The 23,195-nt window shown below is 70.3% G+C and carries 21 protein-coding genes and 2 tRNA genes; 12 read left to right on the top strand and 11 right to left on the bottom strand.

Annotated elements, in window-relative coordinates; translation table 11 throughout:
- Positions 1 to 83 precede the first annotated feature (83 nt).
- From aroA to ACGFZA_RS04015, 3 genes are all read left to right on the top strand, one after another.
- Positions 84 to 1,424, top strand: coding sequence for a 3-phosphoshikimate 1-carboxyvinyltransferase (gene aroA, locus ACGFZA_RS04025; RefSeq protein WP_385275344.1), 1,341 nt, complete (start codon positions 84 to 86; stop codon positions 1,422 to 1,424).
- Between the two features lie 3 nt (positions 1,425 to 1,427).
- Entirely contained in the window at positions 1,428 to 2,444 is a 1,017-nt protein-coding gene (rsgA, locus tag ACGFZA_RS04020; protein ID WP_326658055.1) for a ribosome small subunit-dependent GTPase A, read from the top strand.
- Between the two features lie 168 nt (positions 2,445 to 2,612).
- Positions 2,613 to 2,936 carry a multidrug efflux SMR transporter gene (locus ACGFZA_RS04015; RefSeq protein ID WP_266414540.1) on the top strand — a complete coding sequence of 108 codons (324 nt, stop codon included), beginning with the start codon at positions 2,613 to 2,615 and terminating at the stop codon, positions 2,934 to 2,936.
- Positions 2,937 to 2,970: 34 nt separating this feature from the next.
- Here ACGFZA_RS04015 and ACGFZA_RS04010 read toward each other — a convergent pair whose 3' ends face one another.
- The gene (locus ACGFZA_RS04010) at positions 2,971 to 3,591 is read right to left on the bottom strand and encodes a TetR/AcrR family transcriptional regulator (RefSeq protein ID WP_393676963.1); all 621 of its coding nucleotides are present in this window, start codon (positions 3,589 to 3,591) and stop codon (positions 2,971 to 2,973) included.
- Positions 3,592 to 3,713: 122 nt separating this feature from the next.
- On the opposite strand from ACGFZA_RS04010, the gene hisN reads away from it, so the two are divergent.
- On the top strand, positions 3,714 to 4,514 hold the full coding sequence (gene hisN / locus ACGFZA_RS04005) for a histidinol-phosphatase (protein WP_385275350.1): 801 nt from the start codon (positions 3,714 to 3,716) through the stop codon (positions 4,512 to 4,514).
- Positions 4,515 to 4,710: 196 nt separating this feature from the next.
- Complete coding sequence (locus ACGFZA_RS04000; protein ID WP_385275353.1) at positions 4,711 to 5,112, top strand: cyclic nucleotide-binding/CBS domain-containing protein; 402 nt, start codon at positions 4,711 to 4,713, stop codon at positions 5,110 to 5,112.
- Positions 5,113 to 5,239: 127 nt separating this feature from the next.
- Here ACGFZA_RS04000 and ACGFZA_RS03995 read toward each other — a convergent pair whose 3' ends face one another.
- Entirely contained in the window at positions 5,240 to 6,742 is a 1,503-nt protein-coding gene (locus ACGFZA_RS03995; RefSeq protein ID WP_393676960.1) for a catalase, read from the bottom strand.
- Between the two features lie 123 nt (positions 6,743 to 6,865).
- Between ACGFZA_RS03995 and ACGFZA_RS03990 the strand changes: the two genes are divergently transcribed.
- The 4 genes from ACGFZA_RS03990 to ACGFZA_RS03975 all read left to right on the top strand — a co-directional run bounded on the left by ACGFZA_RS03990 (position 6,866) and on the right by ACGFZA_RS03975 (position 10,407).
- Positions 6,866 to 7,285 (top strand): Fur family transcriptional regulator, encoded by a 420-nt coding sequence (locus ACGFZA_RS03990; protein ID WP_393676958.1) that lies wholly within the window; start codon positions 6,866 to 6,868, stop codon positions 7,283 to 7,285.
- 256 nt (positions 7,286 to 7,541) lie between these two features.
- A complete protein-coding gene (locus ACGFZA_RS03985; RefSeq protein ID WP_393676956.1) occupies positions 7,542 to 8,360 on the top strand; it encodes an ABC transporter ATP-binding protein in 819 nt (272 codons plus the stop codon).
- The gene (locus tag ACGFZA_RS03980) at positions 8,357 to 9,226 is read left to right on the top strand and encodes an ABC transporter permease (protein WP_385275365.1); all 870 of its coding nucleotides are present in this window, start codon (positions 8,357 to 8,359) and stop codon (positions 9,224 to 9,226) included. The genes ACGFZA_RS03985 and ACGFZA_RS03980 overlap by 4 nt, the downstream gene beginning before the upstream one ends.
- A gap of 65 nt (positions 9,227 to 9,291) precedes the next feature.
- The gene (locus ACGFZA_RS03975) at positions 9,292 to 10,407 is read left to right on the top strand and encodes an ABC transporter substrate-binding protein (RefSeq protein WP_393677629.1); all 1,116 of its coding nucleotides are present in this window, start codon (positions 9,292 to 9,294) and stop codon (positions 10,405 to 10,407) included.
- 73 nt (positions 10,408 to 10,480) lie between these two features.
- Here ACGFZA_RS03975 and ACGFZA_RS03970 read toward each other — a convergent pair.
- From ACGFZA_RS03970 to ACGFZA_RS03955, 4 genes are all read right to left on the bottom strand, one after another.
- A tRNA-Met gene (locus ACGFZA_RS03970) sits at positions 10,481 to 10,554 on the bottom strand.
- A 95-nt stretch (positions 10,555 to 10,649) separates the two neighbouring features.
- Positions 10,650 to 12,707, bottom strand: a complete 2,058-nt coding sequence (locus ACGFZA_RS03965; RefSeq protein WP_393676954.1) for a tetratricopeptide repeat protein — start codon at positions 12,705 to 12,707, stop codon at positions 10,650 to 10,652.
- A gap of 213 nt (positions 12,708 to 12,920) precedes the next feature.
- Positions 12,921 to 12,994: transfer RNA gene (locus ACGFZA_RS03960), tRNA-Met, on the bottom strand.
- A 52-nt stretch (positions 12,995 to 13,046) separates the two neighbouring features.
- Complete coding sequence (locus ACGFZA_RS03955) at positions 13,047 to 15,980, bottom strand: UPF0182 family protein (protein WP_393677627.1); 2,934 nt, start codon at positions 15,978 to 15,980, stop codon at positions 13,047 to 13,049.
- Positions 15,981 to 16,107: 127 nt separating this feature from the next.
- Between ACGFZA_RS03955 and ACGFZA_RS03950 the strand changes: the two genes are divergently transcribed.
- Positions 16,108 to 16,677, top strand: a complete 570-nt coding sequence (locus ACGFZA_RS03950) for a PPA1309 family protein (protein WP_326738626.1) — start codon at positions 16,108 to 16,110, stop codon at positions 16,675 to 16,677.
- A gap of 27 nt (positions 16,678 to 16,704) precedes the next feature.
- Here the strand turns inward: ACGFZA_RS03950 and ACGFZA_RS03945 are convergent, their stop codons facing one another.
- The 4 genes from ACGFZA_RS03945 to ACGFZA_RS03930 all read right to left on the bottom strand — a co-directional run bounded on the left by ACGFZA_RS03945 (position 16,705) and on the right by ACGFZA_RS03930 (position 20,071).
- Positions 16,705 to 17,793, bottom strand: a complete 1,089-nt coding sequence (locus tag ACGFZA_RS03945; protein ID WP_385275376.1) for a PDZ domain-containing protein — start codon at positions 17,791 to 17,793, stop codon at positions 16,705 to 16,707.
- A 144-nt stretch (positions 17,794 to 17,937) separates the two neighbouring features.
- On the bottom strand, positions 17,938 to 18,126 hold the full coding sequence (locus ACGFZA_RS03940) for a hypothetical protein (RefSeq protein ID WP_328950384.1): 189 nt from the start codon (positions 18,124 to 18,126) through the stop codon (positions 17,938 to 17,940).
- Positions 18,127 to 18,254: 128 nt separating this feature from the next.
- Entirely contained in the window at positions 18,255 to 18,716 is a 462-nt protein-coding gene (locus tag ACGFZA_RS03935) for a molybdenum cofactor biosynthesis protein MoaE (RefSeq protein ID WP_385275379.1), read from the bottom strand.
- Between the two features lie 200 nt (positions 18,717 to 18,916).
- Complete coding sequence (locus ACGFZA_RS03930) at positions 18,917 to 20,071, bottom strand: SDR family oxidoreductase (RefSeq protein ID WP_385275382.1); 1,155 nt, start codon at positions 20,069 to 20,071, stop codon at positions 18,917 to 18,919.
- A 190-nt stretch (positions 20,072 to 20,261) separates the two neighbouring features.
- On the opposite strand from ACGFZA_RS03930, the gene ACGFZA_RS03925 reads away from it, so the two are divergent.
- Together ACGFZA_RS03925 and ACGFZA_RS03920 are read left to right on the top strand one after the other, a co-directional pair.
- Positions 20,262 to 21,716, top strand: a complete 1,455-nt coding sequence (locus ACGFZA_RS03925; protein WP_393676949.1) for a zinc-dependent metalloprotease — start codon at positions 20,262 to 20,264, stop codon at positions 21,714 to 21,716.
- Complete coding sequence (locus tag ACGFZA_RS03920; RefSeq protein WP_393676947.1) at positions 21,713 to 22,273, top strand: NUDIX hydrolase; 561 nt, start codon at positions 21,713 to 21,715, stop codon at positions 22,271 to 22,273. The genes ACGFZA_RS03925 and ACGFZA_RS03920 overlap by 4 nt, the downstream gene beginning before the upstream one ends.
- Before the next feature lie 148 nt (positions 22,274 to 22,421).
- Here the strand turns inward: ACGFZA_RS03920 and ACGFZA_RS03915 are convergent, their stop codons facing one another.
- Positions 22,422 to 23,177, bottom strand: coding sequence for an AIM24 family protein (locus ACGFZA_RS03915; RefSeq protein ID WP_385275389.1), 756 nt, complete (start codon positions 23,175 to 23,177; stop codon positions 22,422 to 22,424).
- Positions 23,178 to 23,195 lie beyond the last annotated feature (18 nt).

Genomic DNA, 23,195 nt, shown 5'->3' with positions numbered 1-23,195 from the left:
TCCCCTATCACTCCCGCGTTACGCCCCGATTTCATCGTTTTTGATCAGAATCCAGGTTCGCGGTGAGCCACTAAAGTGAGCTCATGACCGAAAGTGCCGTGCACCCCGCCCTCTGGCCCGCCCCTCACGCGAGCGGAGCCGTCGACGCGACCGTCACCGTGCCCGGATCGAAGTCGGTCACCAACCGTGCGCTGGTGCTTGCCGCCCTCTCCTCCGAGCCCGGGTGGCTGCGCCGCCCGCTGCGCTCCCGCGACACCCTGCTGATGGCCGAGGCGCTGCGCGCGATGGGCGTCGGCATCGAGGAGACGGTGTCCTCCAGCTCGTCGGTCGCCGGCGGCCCGGACGGTTCGGGCGAGGCCTGGCGGGTCATCCCGGCCGGTCTGCACGGCCCGGTCACCGTCGACGTGGGCAACGCCGGTACGGTCATGCGCTTCCTGCCCCCCGTGGCCACCCTGGCCAACGGGCCGGTCCGTTTCGACGGCGACCCCCGTTCCTACGAGCGCCCGCTGACCGGGGTGATCGACGCCCTGCGCGTGCTCGGCGCCCGGATCGACGACGACGGCCGCGGCTCGCTGCCGATGACCGTGCACGGCGGCGGCGCGCTGGACGGCGGTCCGGTGGCCATCGACGCCTCCTCGTCCTCCCAGTTCGTCTCGGCGCTGCTGCTGTCGGCGCCGCGCTTCAACCAGGGCGTGGAGGTACGCCACACCGGCGCCCGGCTCCCCTCGATGCCCCACATCCGGATGACCGTCGACATGCTGCGGGCCGTCGGCGCCCAGGTGGACGAGCCGGAGACGGGCGGCGAGCCGAACGTCTGGCGGGTCTCCCCCTCGGCCCTGCTCGGCCGCGACCTAACCGTGGAGCCGGACCTCTCCAACGCCCAGCCGTTCCTGGCCGCGGCGCTGGTCACCGGCGGCCGGGTCACCATTCCGGACTGGCCGCTGCGCACCACGCAGCCCGGTGACGCGCTGCGCGAGATCTTCACCGCGATGGGCGGCAGCTGCGAACTCACCGAGCACGGACTCACCTTCACCGGCTCCGGCCGGATCCACGGCATCGACGTCGACCTCGGCGAGGTCGGCGAACTGACCCCGGGCATCGCCGCCGTCGCGGCCCTGGCCGACTCCCCCTCCACCCTGAGCGGCGTCGCCCATCTGCGGCTGCACGAGACGGACCGGCTGGCCGCACTCACCAAGGAGATCAACGAACTCGGCGGCGACGTGACCGAGACCGCCGACGGCCTCCACATCCGGCCCAGGCCGCTGCACGGCGGTACCTTCCATACGTACGACGACCACCGGATGGCCACCGCGGGGTCGATCATCGGCCTTGCCGTCCCCGGAGTGGAGATCGAGAACGTGGCGACGACCGCCAAGACCCTGCCCGACTTCCCGCAGATGTGGACCGGAATGCTCGGGGCCTGAGACATGCGCCGCTACGGCAAGAACCCCGACGAGGACGACATCCGGGTCCGCCCCAACCGCAAGGGCAACCGGCCTCGTACGCACATCCGTCCCAAGCACGAGGACGCCGAGGAGGGCATGGTCCTGACCGTGGACCGCGGCCGCCTCACCTGTCTCGTCGAGGGACGCACGGTCGTCGCGATGAAGGCCCGTGAGCTGGGCCGCAAGGCGGCGGTGGTGGGCGACACCGTCTCCATCGTCGGCGATCTGTCCGGCGAGAAGGACACCCTCGCCCGGATCGTCCGGATCGGTGAGCGCCGGACGGTGCTGCGCCGGACGGCGGACGACGACGACCCGTTCGAGCGGGTGGTGGTGGCCAACGCGGACCAGCTGGCGATCGTCACCGCACTGGCGGATCCGGAACCCCGTCCGCGCATGATCGACCGCTGTCTGGTCGCCGCGTACGACGGTGGTCTCTCCCCGCTCCTGGTGCTGACCAAGTCCGATCTGGCGTCCCCGGACAAGCTGCTGGAGGCGTACACCCCCCTGGGGGTGCCGTTCATCGTCACCAGCCGCGAGGAACTGGAGAACGGCGACGCCGCCGACCGGGTCCGCGAGCAGCTGAACGACCGGGTCACCGCCTTCGTCGGGCACTCCGGTGTCGGCAAGACCACGCTGGTCAACGCGCTCGTGCCCAAGGACAGGCGGCGCACCACCGGCGTCGTCAACGCGGTCACCGGCCGCGGCCGGCACACCACCACGTCGGCGCTCGCGCTGCCGCTTCCCGACTACCGGGGCTGGGTGATCGACACCCCCGGCGTCCGCTCCTTCGGGCTGCACCACATCGATCCGTCCCGGGTCATCAACGCCTTCCCCGACCTCCAGCCCGGCACCGAGGAGTGCCCGCGCGGCTGCACCCATGACAGCCAGCAACCGGAATGCGCGCTGGATGCCTGGGTGGCGGCGGGGCACGCCGATCCGGCACGGCTCGACTCGCTGCGCCGGCTGCTGTCCACCCGGGAACGGCGCGAAGGCGACTGACGTCGGAGCGACGCGCGCGGGACTCGTCGGGAGCCACCTGAGGGTGGCTCTCCCGGGAGTGAAGCGAAGGCGGCGGGCCCCGCCACGTTTGCGATCACTCGCGCTTGGTAAGTGCATAATCACACCCAGCGGTACAAGGCGGTCAACGACGCGGGAGGGGCACTGACGATGGCGTGGCTGCTGGTCGTGGTCGCGGGACTTCTGGAGACCGGCTTCGCGGTCTGCCTCAAGCTCTCGCACGGCTTCACCCGGCTCTGGCCGACCATCGCCTTCTGCGTCTTCGCCCTCGGCAGCTTCGGTCTGCTGACCATGTCGCTGAAGAAGCTCGATGTCGGGCCCGCCTACGCGGTGTGGACCGGCATCGGCGCTGCGGGCACCGCGATCTACGGCATGGTGTTCCTGGACGACGTGGTCTCCACGCTCAAGCTGGTCTCGATCTCGCTGGTGATCCTCGGCGTGATCGGGCTCCAGCTCTCCGGCTCGTCCCACTGACGAACCCCTCCGCCGGCGTCTCCCCCGCCGCGCTTCAGGCCGCCACGTCCGGCAGCCGGCCCACCACGTCCCGTACCAGCGGCACGCCGTCACCCGCCATGCCCGGAGGCGGCGGCACCAGCGCATAGGACAGGGCGAGCCGCAGCGCGAGCTCGCACGCCGTGGCCAGGGCGGCCGGGTCGTGCGGCGGGCGCCCCTCGTCCAGTGCGGCCACCGCGCGGTCCCTGACCTGACCGAGGAGTTCGGCCGGGGTCGGCGGACCGGCATCGGCCCGGCGCTGGGCCGGCACGGCGGAGGCGGAGCAGCGCACCCCAGCGCCCGGGTGGGGCAACCGCTCGCCCCATAAGCCGGTGAGCAGTCCCCTGACCAGGACGTTCGCCCGGGTGGCGCGGACCGTCCAGGCGGCGGTGGCGGCCAGCCTGTCGCCCGTACCGCCGGCGGATCCCAGCGCGCGCTCGACACCGGCCAGATAGCTGTCGGCGGCGCCTCGGAGCAGGGCCCGGGCCAGCCCGTCCTTACTGCCGAACTCGTTGTAGAGCGTCTGCCGGGAGACCCCGGCGGCCGCCGCCACCTCGACCATCCGCACGGCGGGCCAGGGCCGGGCGGCCAGCGCCGCGTGGGCCGCGTCCAGCAGTGCTTCCCGCGCTGTCGGCATCGTCGCCTCCCCCACCGAGGGCTCTGCGTTTCAGAGTTGAGGCGCCCCTGCGCACTGTCAAGGGTCCGCGCGGCGTCCGGGGCCCTGTGGCTCCGTTCACCGGCGGTGGATACTGTGACGGCATGCCCGATTACCACGATGATCTGCGCCTCGCCCACGTGCTGGCGGACGCCGCCGACGCGACGACGATGGACCGGTTCAAGGCTCTGGACCTCAAGGTCGAGACCAAACCGGACATGACGCCGGTGAGCGAGGCCGACAAGGCCGCCGAGGAGCTGATCCGCGGCCACCTCCATCGGGCACGGCCGCGCGACGCGATCCTGGGCGAGGAGTACGGGATCGAGGGGACGGGTCCGCGCCGCTGGGTGATCGACCCGATCGACGGCACGAAGAACTACGTGCGCGGCGTGCCGGTCTGGGCGACGCTCATCTCGCTGATGGAGGCGGGCGAGGACGGGTTCCAGCCGGTGGTCGGCGTGGTGTCCGCCCCTGCGCTGCAGCGGCGCTGGTGGGCGGCGAAGGGAGCGGGGGCGTTCACCGGCCGCAGCCTCACCTCCGCGACCCGGCTGCACGTCTCGAAGGTGGAGCGCATCGCGGACGCCTCGTTCGCGTACTCCTCGCTGACCGGCTGGGAGGAGCAGGGGCGGCTGGACGGCTTCATGGACCTGACCCGGGCCTGCTGGCGCACCCGTGGGTACGGGGACTTCTGGCCGTACATGATGGTCGCCGAGGGTTCGGTCGACATCTGTGCCGAGCCGGAGCTCTCGCTCTGGGACATGGCGGCGAACGCGATCATCGTCCAGGAGGCGGGTGGCCGGTTCACCAGCCTGGACGGGGTCAGCGGGCCGGGTGGCGGAAATGCCGCGGCCTCGAACGGGACGCTCCACCACGAGCTGCTCGGCTATCTGAACCAGCGCTACTGACCGTGCCGGTCCGGACCGCCCGGGCCTGAGCAGGCAGAGGAATCCGACGAGGGGCGTGCGCACCACCGCACGCCCCTCGTACGATCTTCGCTCCCCCTTGTTGCCGCCCCTCATCGGTGCGACTCTGAGAGTCCCCCCACTTGTGAACTTGTGAATCGGCTCACGGAGTCGCTTCACGAAGGAGGTGGCTCCTTTCATGCTCGTCCGCGACGCCATGAGCACGATGGTCCTCACCATCGGCCCGGCCCACACCCTCCGCCAGGCCGCCCGGCTGATGTCGGCCCGCCGTATCGGAGCAGCCGTCGTCCACGACCCGGACACCTGCGGGCTCGGCATCATCACCGAGCGCGACATCCTCAACGCGGTCGGATCGGGGCAGGACCCCGATGTCGAGACCGCTTCCACCCATACGACGACCGATGTGGTCTTCGCCGCACCCACCTGGACCTTGGAGGAGGCCGCCGAAGCCATGACGCACGGCGGCTTCCGGCATCTGATCGTGCTGGACGCCGACGGACCGGTCGGCATCGTCTCGGTGCGCGACATCATCCGCTGCTGGGCACCGGCCCGGCGTCACCCGGTGGAGCTGGCCGTCTGACGAGCCGCACGGACGAACGGCCGGCCCCCGCGTACGGGAACCGGCCGGCCGTCCGGGCGGAGGGAGCCACGGCTTTCGTCCGGACCGGGCCGGACCTCGCGGGCCCGGCCCGGTCGCCGGAGGGTCCTCAGCCGCGCAGAGCCTGGACGGCCGCCTCCAGCCGCTTGCCGAAGTCGCCGTCGGCCTGGCGGAAGTTGTTGATCGCGCGCTCGGCGATGTCGTCGCGCGAGACCTTCGCTATGAACCCCGCGAGGTTGTCGATCAGGCGGCTCTTCTCGTCCTCGGAGTAGAGCCGGTAGAGGTTCCCGGCCTGCACGAAGTCGTTGTCCTCGGCGTGGCTCGGTGCCTCGTGGGTACCGGTGCCGCCCGTGACCTGGGTGGCCTCCCACAGGGGGCGGCCGGTCTCGGCGGGACCGCCGAAGCTGTTCGGCTCGTAGTTCTTCGCGCCCTTGTGGCGGCCGTCGTACAGATACCCGTCGCGGCTGTTGGTCCGCGCCTCGGTGGCGTGCGGGCGGTTGACCGGCAGGTGGTCGGCGTTGATGCCGACGCGGTAGCGGTGCGCGTCGCCGTATGCGAAGAGGCGGCCCTGGAGCATCTTGTCCGGGGACGGTCCGATGCCGGGCACGAAGTGCGCGGGGCTGAAGATCGACTGCTCGGTCTCGGCGAAGACGTTCTCCGGGTTCCGGTTGAGCTCCAGCCTGCCGATCTCGACCGGCGGGTAGTCCTCGTGCGGCCACACCTTGGTGAGGTCGAACGGGTTGAAGCGGTACGTCGCCGCCTCGGCCGCCGGCATGATCTGGACCTGCACGGTCCAGGACGGGAACTCACCCCGCTCGATGGACTCGCGCAGATCGCGCTGGTGGCTGTCCGGGTCCTCACCGGCGAGCTTGTTGGCCTCGTCCTGGGTGAGGTTCTTGATGCCCTGGTCGGTCTTGAAGTGGTACTTGACCCAGAAGACCTCGCCGGCCTCGTTGTTCCACTGGTAGGTGTGCGAGCCGTACCCGTTCATGTGGCGGAGCGTGGCCGGGATGCCCCGGTCACCGAAGAGCCAGGTCACCTGGTGGGTGGACTCGGGCGACAGACCCCAGAAGTCCCAGACGTTGTCCGCCTCCTGCGAACCGGTGTACGGGTCGCGCTTCTGGGTGTGGATGAAGTCGGGGAACTTGATGGCGTCCTTGATGAAGAACACCGGGGTGTTGTTCCCGACGAGGTCGTAGTTGCCGTCCTCGGTGTAGAACTTCAGCGCGAATCCGCGCGGGTCCCGCACCGCGTCGGCGGAGCCGAGGTTGCCGGCGACCGTGGAGAAACGCAGGAAGGTCTCGGTCTGCTTGCCGACCTCGGAGAGGAACTTCGCCCGCGTCCACTGCGAGACGTCACGCGTGAGCGTGAAGGTGCCGTACGCGCCGGCGCCGCGGGCGTGCACGATGCGCTCCGGAATGCGCTCACGGTTGAAGTGCGCGAGCTTCTCCAGCAGCGACTGGTCCTGCACCAGGACCGGACCGCCGACGCCCGCCGTCTGGCTGTTCTGGTTGTCGGCGACCGGTGCGCCGGCCTCCGTCGTGAGCGGTCCCTGTGTCACGTGCGCCTCCTGCGTCGTTCCTGCGCATGCGTCATGCCGTCGTTGCGTCATGGCGAGCACAGCCTGTCCTGCCCTATGTCGTATCCGATCCTACAATGGACTAAGTCCAAGTCAAGGTGACATCCAAAGCCGAACCCATTCGGAATCCGCTGACCGCGCTGCTAGGCTGGCGCCATGAGTGACCTGCTGGAACGACTCCGTGGACGCGGCTGGCGCATGACTGCGCAGCGGCGCGTCGTGGCCGAGGTTCTCGACGGGGATCACGTGCACCTGACAGCCGACGAGGTCCACGCACGGGCCGTCGCCAAGCTGCCCGAGATCTCTCGCGCCACCGTCTACAACACCCTGGGCGAGATGGTGACCCTCGGCGAGGTCATCGAGGTCTCCACCGACCGCCGGGCCAAGCGCTACGACCCGAACGCACACCGCCCCCACCACCACCTGGTCTGCGCGAAGTGCGGCGCCATCCGTGACGTACACCCGGCAGGCGACCCTCTCGCGGACCTGCCGGCCGGCGAGCGCTTCGGCTTCATGGTCTCCGACGTCGAGATGACCTACCGCGGCATCTGCCCGAACTGCGCCGCGGCCGCCTGACCGCAGCCGCTCCCCCACCCGCACCGGACGTTCCGGTGGGGGCGTTCCGTATGACCCCGGACACCTACGCGGGCGTTCCTGCGGGGGCATTCCACCGAGGGCGGCCCGCATCGCTCCGCACACCCCCGAGGCACACCCTCTTGCGCACACTCCCCGCGCACCCCCTTCCCGAATCTGACGGGTCGTCATATCGTCATCGGCGATCACGGCCGCCCCCGCGACGGCCGCGCACCTCGATGTGTACGAGGAGGGACCCGTGGGAGACCCGCACCCGAACCCACCCCAGGCAACCGCGTCACCGACCCCCATCCCCAAACTCCGCGCCCGCGCGCTCTCGCGCTCCTTCGGGCGGGGCGTCAGGGCTCTGGCAGCCCTCGGTCCCGTCGATCTCGACATCGCGCCGGGCGAGTTCACCTGCATCGTCGGACCGTCCGGCTGCGGCAAGTCCACCCTGCTGAGGATCGCGGCCGGACTGCTGCGCCCCAGCGCCGGTGAGCTGTCCATCCGTACGACATCGCCCCGGCCGGCCGCGATGATCTTCCAGGACTACGGGATCCACGACTGGAAGACCGTCCTCGCCAACGTCCGCTTCGGCCTCGACGTCCAACGCGTGCCCCGCCGGGAGGCCGACGCCAGGGCGCGCGACTGGCTGGCCCGGCTGGGTCTCGCCGACTTCGCCGGCGCCTATCCCGCCGAGCTGTCCGGCGGGATGCGCCAGCGGGTGGCCATCGCCCGCGCGCTCGCCGTCGAGCCCGAGATCCTGCTGATGGACGAGCCGTTCGCGGCGCTCGACGCACAGCTGCGCACGATCCTGCAGGACGAGCTGCTCGACCTCACCCAGACCACCCGCACCACCACTTTGTTCATCACCCACAGCCTGGAAGAGGCGATCGTGCTGGGGGACCGGGTCCTCGTGATGTCCGCCAGACCGGGCCGGATCATCGCCGAACACCGCCCGCCGTTCGCCCGGCCGCGCACCGGTGACATCCGCTCGGCACCCGAGTTCACCGCGCTGAAGAGCGAGTTGTGGGAGCTGCTGCGTGGCGAGGTCGGCACAGAGGCGGCCGCGGTATGAGCACCGCCGTGAAGTCCGCGAGCGTCGGCGAACAGGTCCTGGTCCGCCGGCCGGGTCCGCAGGAACTCCATCCCGTACGCACCCACCGCAGGCGCCGGACCCTGGAGATCGCGCTCGCCGTCGCCGTACCCCTGCTCCTGGTACTGCTGTGGCAGCTGGCCGCCGCCAGGTCCTGGATCGACGACCGCGTCTACCCCGCGCCCTCCACCATCCTCGCCGACGGCTGGGACCGGGCGGCCGACGGCGATCTGTGGCCGGACGTGTGGGCCACCCTCAAGCGGGTCCTCGGCGGCTATGCGATCGGCACGGTCGCGGGCTACGCCCTCGGCCTGCTGATGGGTTCCCTCGCGCTCGTCCGGGCCGCGCTGGAACCGCTGCTCGACGCCCTCTACGTCGTACCGAAACTGGCGCTCCTGCCCGTCTTCCTCAATATGTTCGGCCTCGGCGAAGGGCCGCAGATCGCTCTGGTCGCCGCCACCGTCTTCTTCTTCGTCTGGATCTCCACGATGGCGGCCGTGCTCGCCGTTCCGGCCGGTCACCGCGACGCCGGGCAGGTGTTCGGCGCCTCGCCCTGGCAGATGTTCCGGCACATCCTGCTGCCCGCCTCGCTCCCCGCCGTACTCGTCGGGGCGCGGATCGCCGCAGGGGTGGCGGTGCTGGTCATCGTGGCCTCGGAGCAGATCGCGGCGGCCGACGGGCTGGGTCACCTGATCTTCGACTCCCGCGCCCTGTTCCAGAACGACGTGATGTTCGTCGGCATCGTCTGCGTGGCGGTGCTCGGCGTCGTCTTCTCCGAAGTGGTGCGGATCGCGGGCCGGCTGCTCACCCCGTGGGCCCCGCGCGACCGCGGCCGCGGGCAGTCGTGAACAGCTCCACCCGCTCCCCCTACGGAGGAACTGTGCGTACACGTACCCCTTTCACCTGCACCGTCATACTCGTGGCGGCGTCCTTGCTCGGCGCGGCAGGCTGTGCCGGGACCGACTCGTCGGACGGCGCCGACGCCGCAGACGCCGCACCGCGCACCGTCGAGCCGGTCGCGGGCTGCGGCGCCGGCGGCTGGACCGATCCCTCGGATCTCGCACCCGACCGCAAGCCCGCCCGCTGCGACAAGGGAGCTCCGGCCCCCCGGCCGCTCGCCGAGAAGCGGAAGATCACCGTCGCCACCGGCACCCTGAGCGCGGAGTACGTCGCCCCGCTCCAGGTCGCGGTCGCCAAGGGCGAGTTCGCGAAGGAGGGGCTCGACGTCTCCCTGAAGGTGCTCCCCACCCCGGACGCCCTGCCCCTGCTCGCCAAGGGGGACGTCGACGCGCAGTGGGCGGCTCCCGAGGCCGCGGTGATGAACGGCATCAACGGCGGCTTCGCCATCAAGTGGGTCGCGGGGAACTTCTCCCCCGACCCGGCCTCGAAGAGCGGCCTGTGGGTACGCCTCAAGGACGGCGAGAGCGCCGATCACGTGGACATGGCGGGGCGGAAGCTCGGCACGATGATCGGCAAGGGCTCGGTGATCGCGTATCCGATGGACACCTCGCTGAAGAAGCACGGTGGCGGCCTCGACAGAATCAGCTTCCAGCAGCTCGGCTCCGCGGACGTGCTCACCGCCCTGCAGAACGGCGGCGTGGACTCCGCCTGGCTGCTCGACCCGATCTGGCGGAAGGTCGACGGCGACAAGAAGTACGCCTTCCTGGGCGGCCAGCCGGTGGGGGAACCGCTCGGCGGGCTGCTGTTCGGACCCAACCTGCTGCACAAGGACCCGGACGCGGGCGTCGCCTTCCTCCGGGCCTACATCCGCACGGTGAACACCTACTTCGCCGGCGACTACAAAGCCGACCCCGCCTTCGTCAGCGAACTGGCCGGGCTGATGAAGACCGACGAAGCGACCCTGCGGTCGACACCGTCGATGCGGATGGACTGGGAGATCCGCAAGGGCACGACGGACCGGTTGCAGAAGGCGTACGCGGACTCGGGCGTCTCGGAGGGCGCCGTGGTGCCGGAGGACCAGGCCGTGGACCGGGCGATGTACGGGGAGGCGGTGGGCCACAAGCCCTGAGCCGGGCAGCACGGAACCCCGCGGCATGCACAGAGGGCCGGATCCTCGAAAGGATCCGGCCCTCTGTCTTCAGTAGCGGGGACAGGATTTGAACCTGCGACCTCTGGGTTATGAGCCCAGCGAGCTACCGAGCTGCTCCACCCCGCGTCGTTGTGATCCCCACAGTACGTCACGCCCTGGACCAGCGCAAATCCCTTTCCCGGGGGCCCGACGGGGCTCCCGGGAGCCCCCGGAGGCGGTCGCTACGCGGTCAGCTCCTGGTGCAGCGCCTCGCGCAGCCGCGCGGCACGCTCCGAGACCTCCGCGGGCCCCAGCTCGACGGCCCGGGCACACCACCGCTGCCCCTCGGTCAGCTCACCGCGGCGCGCGGCCAGCAGGGCCAGGCGCAGTGCGGCCCGTCCGTGTCCGTCGTCGGCGGCACGGCTCCACCACAGTGCGGCCTCGCGCTCACTGCCCTCGCGGGCGAGCAGCAGCCCGAGGTTGAAGGCGCCGTTGCGGCTGCCTGCCTCGGCCGCCTCGCGGTACCAGCGGGCGGCGCTCTCCAGGTCCCCCCGGGCGGCGGCGAGCATGCCGACGCGCACCTGAGCCCGGCGGTGCCCCTGCTCGGCGGCGCGCTCGTACCACTCCTCGCACTCGGTCTTGTCCGGCATCGGCTCGCCGAGCGCGGGCGGACCGGGCGGCGGGCGGCGCGCGTCCAGCAGCCCGGCCAGCCGGAAGGCCGCCTCCGGGCTCCCGCCGCCCGCCGCGCACCGCAGGTGGCGCTCGGCCTCGCGCTCCTGGCCGTGGTGCAGCAGCGCCATGCCGACCTGGAGCGCCGCCTCGGTGTGACCGGCCGCCGCCGCACGCTCGTACCAGAGCAGCGCCGTACGGTCCTCGTCGCGCCCGGCGTGCAGGATGCCGAGGTTGAAGGCGGCGTCGACGCTGCCGGCCTCGGCCGCCTTGGAGAACCAGGGCTCCGCGCCGGTCGCGTCACCGGCCTGGAGCAGGAGCACGGCCAGCGCGTTGGCGGCCTCGCGGTGGCCGGCGTAGGCGGCACGCCGGTACCACTGCTCGGCCTGCGGCGTACGGTCCTGGGCGGCGCAGAGCAGCCCGAGGTTGTACGCGCCGTTGACGTCGCCCGCGTCCATCGCCGCGCGGTACCAGCGCTCGGCGGTCTGCTGCTCACCCCGGGCCGCGTGCAGGGCACCGAGCGCGTTGGCGGCATTGCCGTCGCCGTCCTGGGCGGCGCGCAGCCACCACACGGCCGCGCTCTCCTGGTCCCCCGCGTCGCGCAGCAGGAAGCCGAGGGCGCAGGCTGCCCGCGCCTCGCCGGCCTTGGCGGAGATGAGGTACCAGCGGCCGGCCTCCTTGAGCTCGCCGCGCTGTTCGAGGATGGCGCCGAGGTGCAGGGCGGCACGCCGGTGCCCGCGGGCGGCGGACTGCCGGTACCACTGCTCGGCCTCGCCCACGCGCCCCGTGTCGGGGCCTGCGACCGGGCTGTCGTCCTTGCGCGCGACGGGCGCGGGCGCTGCGGCGCCCGCCTCGGAGCCGGGTCCCGAGCGGGGGCCCAGGCCGGGGCGGCCGAACGCGTCGTGCGCACCGTCCTTCGCCTGGCGCTCCAGCATGCGTGCCAGCCGGTACGCCGCCTCACGGTGTCCCTGCTCGGCAGCGGCGCGCAGCCAACGCTCGGCGCCCACGTCGCTGCGGTGTTCCAGCAGGTCGGCGAGGGCGTACGCCCCCAGCGCGTGGCCCTGCTCCGCGGACTGACGCAGCCAGTACTCGGCGCCTGGCTCGTCACCGCGCTCGCGGTAGTGGCGGCCCAGCGCGTGCGCGGCGGCGGCGGAACCGGCAACGGCCGCGATCCGCCACCAGCCGGCCGCCTCGTCCGCGTATCCACGCTGGTGCAGGAGGACGCCCAGGTTGTTGGCCGCGGCACGGTCGCCGTCGGCGGTGGCCGCGCGCAGATAGGACTCGGCGCCGCTCAGGTCGCCCCGGCGCAGCAGCAGCGCGCCGAGCACGCTCATCGAGGTGGTGTCCCCGGCGTCGGCCGCACGGCGGTGGCGCGCCTCACTCTCGGCGTTGTCCGCGCTCGCCGCGGTCTCCGCACTCTCGGCGTTCTCCACACCGTCGGCGGTCTCTGCGGTCTCTGCACTGTCGACGGTCGCGGCACACTCCGCAGTCTCGGCGGTCTCGATGTGGTCGTTGTACTGCGCGGCGGCACCGGCGAATGCCACTTCCGCCACTTTTTCCGCCGGATGGACGCGTCGTTGCACAAACCGCCCTGTCTCCAACAGAGTTGCCCTGTCCCCCATAAATACCATCGTCGCACCACCCGCAACCCGCGTACACCTGGTATATCGCGGCCAGTGAGGTCACTTCAGCGTTTTGTCGACATGCCCACAGAGAGACAAGTCAAACACGCTCGTGCCCAACTCGCGCCATATGAACCGCACTTCACGCAGACTGCACAAAAAAGTCGCCACGACACGACGAAGGCCCGGATCCCCTGGAGGATCCGGGCCTTCGTCTTTCAGTAGCGGGGACAGGATTTGAACCTGCGACCTCTGGGTTATGAGCCCAGCGAGCTACCGAGCTGCTCCACCCCGCGTCGTTGTGTTCAAACCGTACCACGACGCGGGGATGAAGCTTTACCGAGTTACTCAGCCACCGCTGTCGGCACTGGCCGACGTCGCCGGCTTCTTGGATTCGTCCGCCGTGCTCGGACTGCCGGACTTGGGCTGGGCGGCGGCTGCCCGCTCCAGTGCGTCCTGCAGCTCGTCCTGGGCCTTGCCGTAGGCGGTCCAGTCCTGTTCCTTCAGGGCCGTCTCACCTGCCGTGTAGGCCTTCTGCGCATCGGCGATCGCCTTCTTCAGCGCGGCGTCACCGGTGGCCGGCGGCTCCGTGGTGTCACCCGGCGGTTCCGTGGTGTCGCCCGGTGGCTCGCTCGTATCGGATCCGTCCACCCCGAAGACCGCGTTGAGCGCCTCCCCGAGACTGTTCTCGAAGACGATCTTCGATCCGTACGAGGCGGCAACCTTGCGCAGCAGCGGGTAGTTCTGCGTGCCACCGCGCGTGTACACCGGCTCGATATAGAGGAAGCCCCCTTCGAGCGGCACCGTGAGCAGGTTGCCGTACTCGATGTCGGAGTCGGTTCCCTTGAGGTTTCTCACGAACTCGGCGACATCGTCGTTGCCGTTGAGCTCACTCTGTACCTGGCCGGGGCCCTTCACCGTGGTGGTTACTCTGAGCAGCCTTATCGTGCCGTAGTCCTTGCTGGCGGCATCGGCGTCGACCGCCATGAACGCCCCGAGGTCGGGTCGGCCCTTGGGAGTGAACGTCGTCGTCAGCGAGAACTTCTGAGCCGTCTGATCCGGCATCTTTATGCTCAGGTAGTACGGCGGAACGGCACCGGACTCCTTGTTGGTCGGATCGTCCGGGACCTGCCAGGCGTCACTGCCGCTGTAGAACTGCGCGGGGCTCGTGACGTGGTAGCGGGTGAGCAGTTCGCGCTGCACCTTGAACAGGTCCTGCGGGTAGCGCAGGTGGTCCATGAGGTCCTGCGGAATGTCCGCCTTGGCCTTCACGGTCCCGGGGAACGCCTTGCGCCAGGTCTTGAGGACCGGGTCCTCGGTGTCCCACTCGTACAGCGTGACCTTGCCGTCGTACGCGTCGACGGTGGCCTTCACCGAGTTGCGGATGTAGTTGACCTGGTTCTGCTGGGCGACGACCGCGCGCTGGTTGGTGGTCAGCGAGTCGGCCGTGGTGTCACCGAGCGTCGTGCGCGAGGCGTACGGGTAGCCGTTGGTCGTGGTGTACGCGTCGACGACCCACTGGATCTTCCCGCCCACCACGGCCGGGTAGGCGTCGCCGTCGATGGTCAGCCACGGGGCGACCGCCTCGACGCGCTCCTTGGGCGTGCGGTTGTAGAGGATCCGCGAGCCCTCGCCGATGGCTCCCGAGTACAGGATCTGCGGCTCGCTGAAGGCCACCGCGTAGGCGGCGCGGTTGAACGCGCTGGAGAGGCTGACGCCGCTCTTGCCCTTGTAACTGGTGGTCTTCTCGCCGTCCTCCTCGTAGTCGAGCTCCTTCTGGGGCCCGCCGACGATGGAGTACTGCTCGGTCTTCTCGCCGTAGTAGATCTCCTGCTGGTACGTGCCCAGCTCTCCGGTGGTCGGCAGACCGGACTCGGTGAAGTCGGGAGATCCCTTCGGGTTCTTGCCCGTGGTGGTGCCCCGGGCCGCGATCGCGCCGTAGCCGTGGGTGTAGGTGAAGTGGTCGTTGATCCAGTTGCGCTTGGGGATGCCCTGGAGGTTGAGCTCGCGCAGACCGATGACCGTGTCCTGCTCCTTGCCGGCCGCGTCCTTGTAGCGGTCGACGTCCAGCGTCTTGGGGAACTGGTAGTAGTTCCTCTTCTGCTGGAGCTGCTGGAAGGCCGGGGAGACGACGTTGGGGTCCATCACCCGGTAACTGGCCGCGGCGTCCGCACTCGCACGAAGCTTCGTGTCGTCGTCCGTGGTGGACTTGCCCGCGTAGTCGGTGACCTTCGCGTCATCGATGTCGTAGGCGTCGCGCGTGGCCTTGATGTTCTTCTGGATGAACGGAGCTTCCTTGGCCTGCTCGTTCGGCTGGACCTGGAACTTCTGCACGATCGCCGGGTAGAGCCCGCCGATCAGGATCGCGGAGAGGACCATCAGTCCGAACCCGATCACCGGGAGCTGCCAGGTGCGGCGCCAGAGCGTCGCGAAGAACAGCACGGCGCAGATCGCGGCGATGCAGAACAGGATCGTCTTCGCCGGCAGATAGGCGTTGGCGTCGACGTACCGCAGGCCCGTCCAGTTGTCCGTGGCCTTGAAGTCGCTGGACTTCACGGCCAGCCCGTAGCGGTCGAGCCAGTAGGCCACGGCCTTCAGCGCGACGAAGATGCCGAGCAGCACCGAGAGATGGCCGGTGGCCGCCCCCGTCGCCCGCGCGCCGGGGCTGGTGATGCGCAGCCCGCCGTACAGGTAGTGGGTCAGCGCGGCGGCGATCAACGAGAGCACCGTCGCCGCGAAGCCGAAGCCCAGCAGGAAGCGGTACCACGGCAGGTCGAAGGCGTAGAAGGAGACATCCAGGTGGAACTGGGGGTCCTTCTGGCCGAACGACACCCCGTTCACATACATCAGCCAGGTACGCCACTGGCCGGAGGCGGACGCCCCGGCGATCAGACCGACGAGCGCGGTGATCGCGAGCAGCACCCACTTCTTGTACGGGGCGAGACTCATCCGGTAGCGGTCAAGGCTCTGCTGCTCCAGCGACATCGCGCTCAGCGGCGGCCGGAGCCGGTGCGCGAGCCAGATGTTCACACCGATGGCGAGGGCCATCAGCAGTCCGAAGACGAGGAACAGCCCGATCTTGGTCCACAGAGTGGTGGTGAAGACGGATGAGAACCCGACCGACCTGTACCAGAGCCAGTCCGTCCAGAACCCGGAGAACATGACGAACGCCATGGCGAGGACCGCCAGGACGCCCAGTGTCATGAGCAGGGTTCGGGCGCGCCGGGACGGGCGGCCGACTCTGATCCGTGGCCCGGTCGGGCCTCCGCCGCGGTCCGGCATCTGGAAAGCCAACGTGCGCACCTCGAAGTTCGCGGTCGTGTGGAGCGGGCCCAGCGATCGTAGAGCCCACCTATGCAACTTACTGAGGCTTTACCTAGTTCCCGTTACCGGGGCGGAAGGAGGCAGGATGTTGTCCATGCCCAACGTTTCCCCCTCAGGCCCCCCGATGGCCGCGAGCCCCCTCACCGTCGCCGTGCTCGAAATCGACGAGTACATCTCCGGCCTCGGCTGGGACCAGCCCGCCCGGCTCTTCGCCCTTGTCGACACCGCACGGCTGCGGGTCCAGGAGCCGGGCCTCGCCGCTCAGCTCGGCCTCGACGACGACGGCTCGAAGACCGCCGCACTCACCCCTATCGAGCAGGAGGAGCTTCCCGCAGGGACCGCACTGGACGAGTTCCTCGCCACGATCGCCTGGCCCGACGCGGTCGTCGGGTGCGCCATGACGGTCGAGCGGCTGATGCTGCCGCCGTCCGCCGAGGCCTCCGTACCGGAGGGCCTCAACGACGCCCAGCTGACCAAGTGGGTGGCCAAGCACCCCGACCGGCAGGAGGTGCGGATGACCGTGGCCGTCCTGCGTGACGGCGCCCGCGAGTCGGCCGTACGTCTGCGGGAGAAGGACTCGCCCAACGATGTGCTGACCGGCGCCGGCCTGGTGCCGGGGCTGGCCGAGGCACTGGCCGCGACCTTCGAGTCCTGACCCTGCCCTCCCGTTCCGGGGGCGCGGTCAGCCCGTCGAGCAGCTCGGCAGTGCGGCCGCGTCCCCGGTGCGGATCTTCTCCAGCGACTTCTTGGCGTCGTCGATGTTCTTGACCCGCACCAGCGTCAGTCCGTCCGGGGTGTCGGAGGCTGCCGCCTTGCAGTTCTCGTCGGGCGTCAGGAAGTAGCGTGCGCCGGCGTTGCGCGCGCCGACCAGCTTCATGTTGATCCCGCCGATCGGCCCGACCTTGCCCTTGTCGTCGATCGTGCCGGTGCCGGCGATGAACTTGCCGCCCGTCAGCTGTCCCGGGGTCAGCTTGTCGACGATGCCGAGGGAGAACATCAGACCGGCGCTCGGACCGCCCACGTCGGCGAGCTTGATGTCGATCTCGAACGGGAAGGTGTGGTCCGTCCCCGCCTGGATGCCGACGATCGCCCGGTTCTCCTTCGGGGCCTTCTCCGTGGTGATGGTGATCTTCTCGGCGCCCTCGGGCTCCTTGCCCGCCTTCTCGGCCGCCGCGGCGGTCTTGGCCGGGATGACCGTGAAGGTGACGTCCTGGCCGGGCTTGTGCAGGGTGACGAGCTTCGCCACGTCCTCGGGCTGCTTGACCGCCGCACCGTCGACGGCCTTGATCACGTCGCCCGCGTGCAGCTTGCCCTGGGAGGGGCTGTCCTTGAGAACGGTAGAGACCACGACCCGCGACGACACCGGGATCCCCAGCTCGGTGAGGGCCGCGACCTTGGCGCTCTCCTGGGACTGGCTGAACTCCTCGGCGTTCTCCTGCGTCGACTGTTCCTCGGTCTTGCCGTCCGGGTACAGCGTGTCGTGCGGCACGACCACACTGTCGTGGCCAAGCCATCCGTAGACGGCCTCCACCAGGTTCATGTGATAGTCGGCGCCGGTGACCCTGACCGTCGTCATGTTGAGGTTGCCGGAGGTCTCGTACGTCTTGTGCCCGGTGATCTGCAGCACGGGCGCGCCGTCGACCTCGCCGAGTGTGTTCACGGTCGGCCCGGGGGACATCTCCGAGTACGGCACTTTGATCAGCACGCCTGCGCAGAGCAGCGCGATCAGGATCAGGGTGGAGGCGAGCATCGTCGCGGTGCGGCGTGGCATGGAACGACAGTACGGGAAGGGCCTGTCAGTGCACCGCCGGGGCCGGTCCGTACGTGGGCCGTGACCGGGTGCGGCAGAAGCACCGGACGGCTGGGGCGAAGGCCGCGGACGGCGGGTTGGCGTCTGCGTACGACCGCCGTGGTGTCAGACGTTCGATATCTGCTCGACCGGCTCGGAAGCGGAGTGCGAACGCTCCATCGCCTCCCGGAACCGGGCGTAGCCGGCGAGCTCGGTGACGTCGCCGGTCGTGCGATTACGGGCAGCCCAGCTTCCCCATATCGCGGCACCGAACGCAGCGAAAAGCGGAATCAACAACCAGGCGAGTGCTGCCATGACGACCTCCCTGCCTCATGAGCAACCGCAACCGAATGATCAGCAGATTAACCATCTGCAGAACCAACGCTCATGGCAGGGGTGTGGTTACGCAAATCGGGGTGGATGACCGTCTGCACGGTTTGCGCTCAGCAGGCGCCGACCCACTCCTCCGTGCCGTCGGAGAAGCGCTGGTGCTTCCAGATCGGAACCTCGTGCTTGAGGTCGTCGATGAGCTTGCGGCAGGCCTCGAAGGCCTCTGCGCGGTGCGGGCAGGAGACGGCCACGACCACCGCGATATCGCCCACCTCCAGTTCACCCACCCGGTGGATGGCGGCCAGGGCCCGGACCGGGAACCCGGCGACGACCTTCTCCGCCACCCGGCGCATCTCGTCCTGCGCCGAGGGGTGGCACGAGTAGCCCAGCGCCCCGACGTCCTGTCCGCCGTCGTGGTTGCGCACGGTGCCGACGAAGAGCGCGGTGCCGCCCGCAGCTTCGTCGCCGACGGCACGGAAGACCTCGTCCACGGACAACGGTGTGTCGCGGATCTCCAGCAGCCGGATGGGGTCCTGTGCTGCCTGCTCGCCGGGGTGGTCATACGTGGGTGCCATGGCAACCATCGTGCCGTACCGCCGCGCCGTCGCGGAATACGGCTTTCACCCGGCGGGCCGCCGGGCGCCTTGGAGCCTCCTACAGCCGCAGGCACCGCGGTCACCGCCGTCACCGCACAGGGGGCGCCCACAGGGCGGGCCCGGGGCCGTCCGGCCCTGCCACCCGTCGTCGGACTGCCGCCTGCCGTGGGGCGTCCGGCCTAGAAGCGGCGGCGGGCCTTGCGCGCCCGGCGTACCAGGGCCGCGGTGCCGAGCAGTGCCACGGTCGCACCGGCGGCCCCGGCCGCGGTCGCGTCCTTGCGGCCGAGCCGACGGCCGGCGACGGTGTGGCGCCCCTCCACCTCTTCGAGGAGTGCCGCGAGCACCTCCTCGTTGGTCCAGCTCGGACGCCACCCCACATCGTGCAGCCGGCTCACGCTCACCACCCAGGGATGCATCGTGTACGCCAGGTCGCCCGCCGGCGACGGGGTCAGGCCGATCCGGTGCAGCCGGGCCGCCGCGCCGAGCGCCACGGCGGAGGGCAGCTCCATCCGGCGGACACCACTGAGCTCCTCGACCTCCGCCTGCTCCAGCCAGCCGTCGCAGCCGACCGCGAACTCCCCGTCGATCTTCTCCAGCGCGGCGTACTCCAGCGCCGTGACCAGGTCGTCGACGTGGCAGAACTGCCAGGTGGGGCGCGATCCGGCGACGACCAGGAGGCGCGGCGACTCGAAGTAGCGGGTCAGTGCCGTGTCCGTACCGCCGACCAGCACGGTGGGACGGACCACGGTGACGTGGAGTCCGGGGTGGGCGCGCGGCGCGCGGCGGCCGAGCCGTTCGATCTCCAGCAGGTCGCCGACGCCGGTCGCCTCGGCCGTGGCGCGGAGCTCGGCGTCCTCGGCGAGCGGGACGTCGTTGTCGGGCAGCGCGCCGTAGACCATCGCCGAGGTGCACAGGACCACGCGGTGGACACCGACGGCCGCGGCCGCGGTCAGCACGGTCTGGGTGCCGCGCACGTTGTACGCGGTACGGGCGGCGGGATCGGTCTCCAGGTCGAGATCGAGCGCCAGGTGCACCACCACATCGGCGCCGCGCAGCTTCTCCGCGATGGCCGGATCGCGCACGTCGAGGATGTGCCACGTCGCCTCGGAGGCCTCTCCGCGACGCTCGTCGATGGCGATGACCTGCTTGATCTCCTCGGAGGCCGCCAGACGTGCGGTGAGCAGCTCACCGACACCCGTCGCGGCTCCGGTGACGGCCACGACGGGGCCGCGGCTTCTGGAGCGGCTGCGGACGGACTTGTTCTCGGTCGTGTTCTCGGGCGAACGGTCGGCCAGGTTTCGCGCTGCGCGAACCTGAGGATCTGGGGAACTCACCGGGCGTCTCCAGCGGTTGTCTTCAGTACGTACCCGAATGACGCGTACGTACCAGGTGGCGTCCATCCTGCCGCAGGCCGGGAGCAGGCGTAGCACTGAGGCCCCGAGCGGACTTGGTGTCTACGCTGGATGGTGATGTCGGGCAGTCGCCGTCGGTTCGAGCCGGCGGCCCTACGAGCCGAGGAAACCCGTGAGTGACACCCCATTCGGATTCGGCCTTCCGCCGGAGGAGCCGGACGACGGCGACAAGGGCAAGAAGAACGACCCCACCGGAGGTGGGCAGGGTTCGGGCGGTCCGGCGAACCCGTTCGGCTTCGGCCCCGGTGCGGGCGGTGACAACCCCTTCGCCGCCATGTTCGGCTCCATGAACCCGAACGATCTGGGCGCCGCCTTCCAGCAGCTCGGTCAGATGCTGAGCTACGAGGGCGGTCCCGTGAACTGGGACATGGCCAAGCAGATCGCCCGCCAGACGGTCTCGCAGGGCACCCCGGACGGCACCAAGGACGCGAGCGTGGGCCCGTCCGAGCGTTCGGCGGTCGACGAGGCGCTGCGCCTGGCGGATCTGTGGCTGGACGGCGTGACATCCCTGCCCTCGGGCTCCGTCTCGACCGTGGCGTGGAGCCGCGCCGAGTGGGTCGAGGCTTCCCTTCCCGCCTGGCAGAAGCTCGTCGACCCGGTGGCCGAGCGTGTCGGCCTCGCCATGGGCGATGTGCTGCCCGAGGAGATGCAGGCGATGGCGGGCCCGCTGATCGGCATGATGCGGTCGATGGGCGGTGCGATGTTCGGCCAGCAGATCGGGCAGGCCGTCGGCGTGCTGGCCGGTGAGGTGGTCGGTTCCACCGACATCGGGCTGCCGCTCGGACCGGCCGGCAAGGCCGCGCTGCTTCCGCTGAACGTCGAGCGGTTCGGCAAGGACCTGAGCGTGCCGCAGGACGAGGTGCGGCTGTACCTGGCCCTGCGCGAGTCCGCTCACCAGCGGCTCTTCGCCCATGTGCCGTGGCTTCGCTCGCATCTTTTCGGCGCGGTCGAGGGCTACGCGCGCGGCATCAAGGTCGACACCAGCAAGCTGGAGGACGTGGTCGGGCAGTTCGACCCGTCGAACCCGGAGCAGCTGCAGGACGCCCTTCAGCAGGGCATGTTCCAGCCGGAGGACACGCCGGAGCAGAAGGCCGCCCTGGCCCGTCTGGAGACGGCGCTCGCGCTGGTCGAGGGCTGGGTGGACGCCGTCGTGCACGAGGCCGCGAAGTCCCGGCTGACCTCCGCCGACGCGCTGCGCGAGACGATGCGCAGGCGCCGCGCCTCCGGTGGGCCGGCCGAGCAGACGTTCGCCACGCTGATCGGTCTCCAGCTGCGTCCGCGGCGACTGCGCGACGCCTCGCGGCTGTGGGCGTCGCTCACGGACGCGCGGGGTCTCGACGGGCGCGACGCCCTGTGGGAGCACCCCGACATGCTGCCCACCGCCCATGACCTGGACGATCCGGACGGTTTCGTCCACCACGAGCAGCTGGACTTCTCCGAGCTGGACAAGATGCTCGGCGAGGCGGCGAAGGGGCCGCAGAAGCCCTCCCCCGGCACGGACGCCGCCGAAGGCTCCAAGGGTGACGGGACCGAGGACGGCGACAGCAAGGACGACGGCGACAAGTGAGCCTGTACGACGACGCCGTTCTCGTCCTGAAGGACTACCCGGCCGGTGGGAGCGGGGCGGACACCGCACAGGATGAACTGCGGCGCGCCTACCTGGACCACTTGGCGCTGCACCCCGACGGCATGTGGAAGGCCTGCGAGGCCGGACATCTGACGGCCAGCGCCCTGGTCATCGACCCGGAGCGCGGAAAGGTGCTGCTCACGCTGCACCGGAAGCTGCGGATGTGGCTGCAGATGGGTGGCCACTGCGAACCCGGGGACGCCACGCTGGCCGCGGCCGCGCTGCGTGAGGCGACGGAGGAGTCCGGCATCGCCGGCCTGACCCTGCTGCCGGGCGGCCCGGTGGTCCTGGACCGCCATCCGATTCCCGCGCCGTGCCACTGGCACCTGGACGTCCAGTACGCGGCGCTGGCGCCGTCGGGCTCGGCGGAGCGGATCAGCGAGGAATCGCTCGATCTGCGCTGGTTCGCCTACGACGAGGTCGCCGGGGTCGCCGACTCCTCTGTGGTCCGTCTGATGGAACGTACGCGCGCTGCCCTGGACGGCGGGCGAGCGTAGGAAGCGCGACGGCGCGGGTGAACGAGTAAGGGGCGGCCTCTCAGGAGGCCGCCCCTTACGTCGTGCGCGTCGCGCCCCTCTCACCCCTCGTACACAGGGGCGGCGGCGCACTGCCCGGTTCCGGGCACTGCCCGGCCACGGGCGCTGCTCAGTTCCAGGCGTTGTTCTGGTTCTGGGCGTGGGACCCGTGCTGGCCCATGCCGTACTGGGCACCCAGGCCCTGGCCGATCTGGGCGCTCTGCGGCGGCAGCACCTCGCTCGGCTGCACCAGGGCGAAGCCCTGGCCGAGGAAGCTCAGCTCCCATCCCTCGCCCGTGTTGCCGCGGCGGCGGAAGACGCCCGAGGAGTGCGTCTGGGCCTGCATCTGCACCCGCAGGGAGCTGGACCAGGCGACGATCGCGTCGGCGTCGGCGTTGACGTACTTGTCGGGCGTGACCTGCATCATCAGCGGCTGGCCGGAGGTCATCAGCGCGACCTTGCCGGTGCCGGAGATGTTGAGCTGGTACTTGCCGGTGCCCGAGATGCCGTACTGGCTGTCCACCGCGATGACCTCGGTGTGGAGGGACGAGTCGAGCGCCAGTACATAGGAGCTGTCCACCGTCAGGCCGTCGCGGTCGACGTCCACCACGTGGACGTACTGGGCGAGGTTGGCGAGGTAGACCGTGCCCTGCCCGGAGCAGCGCATCAGGTCGAGGCCCTCACCGGTGGTGGCGCGGGCGCGGCGCTGTCCGTGCGACTGGTACTCGCCGTCGAACTCCATCAGCCCCTGGTACGCGACCATGGCCCCCTTGCGGGCGAGGACATCGTCGTGCCCGGTCAGCGAAACCCGCAGGAGCTGCGGGTTCTGGACCGTGTAGCGCTCCTGGGACTGCTGTTCCGTGTAACTGAAAAGCGGACTCTGCATGGTGTGTTCTCCCTCCCC

Origin of the sequence: Streptomyces sp. NPDC048211 (genome assembly GCF_043202315.1) — a bacterium.
In the GTDB taxonomy this organism is placed as follows: domain Bacteria; phylum Actinomycetota; class Actinomycetes; order Streptomycetales; family Streptomycetaceae; genus Streptomyces.
The sequence above is the reverse complement of the archived record's forward strand: the minus strand, read 5'-3'. Positions and strand labels throughout refer to the sequence as shown.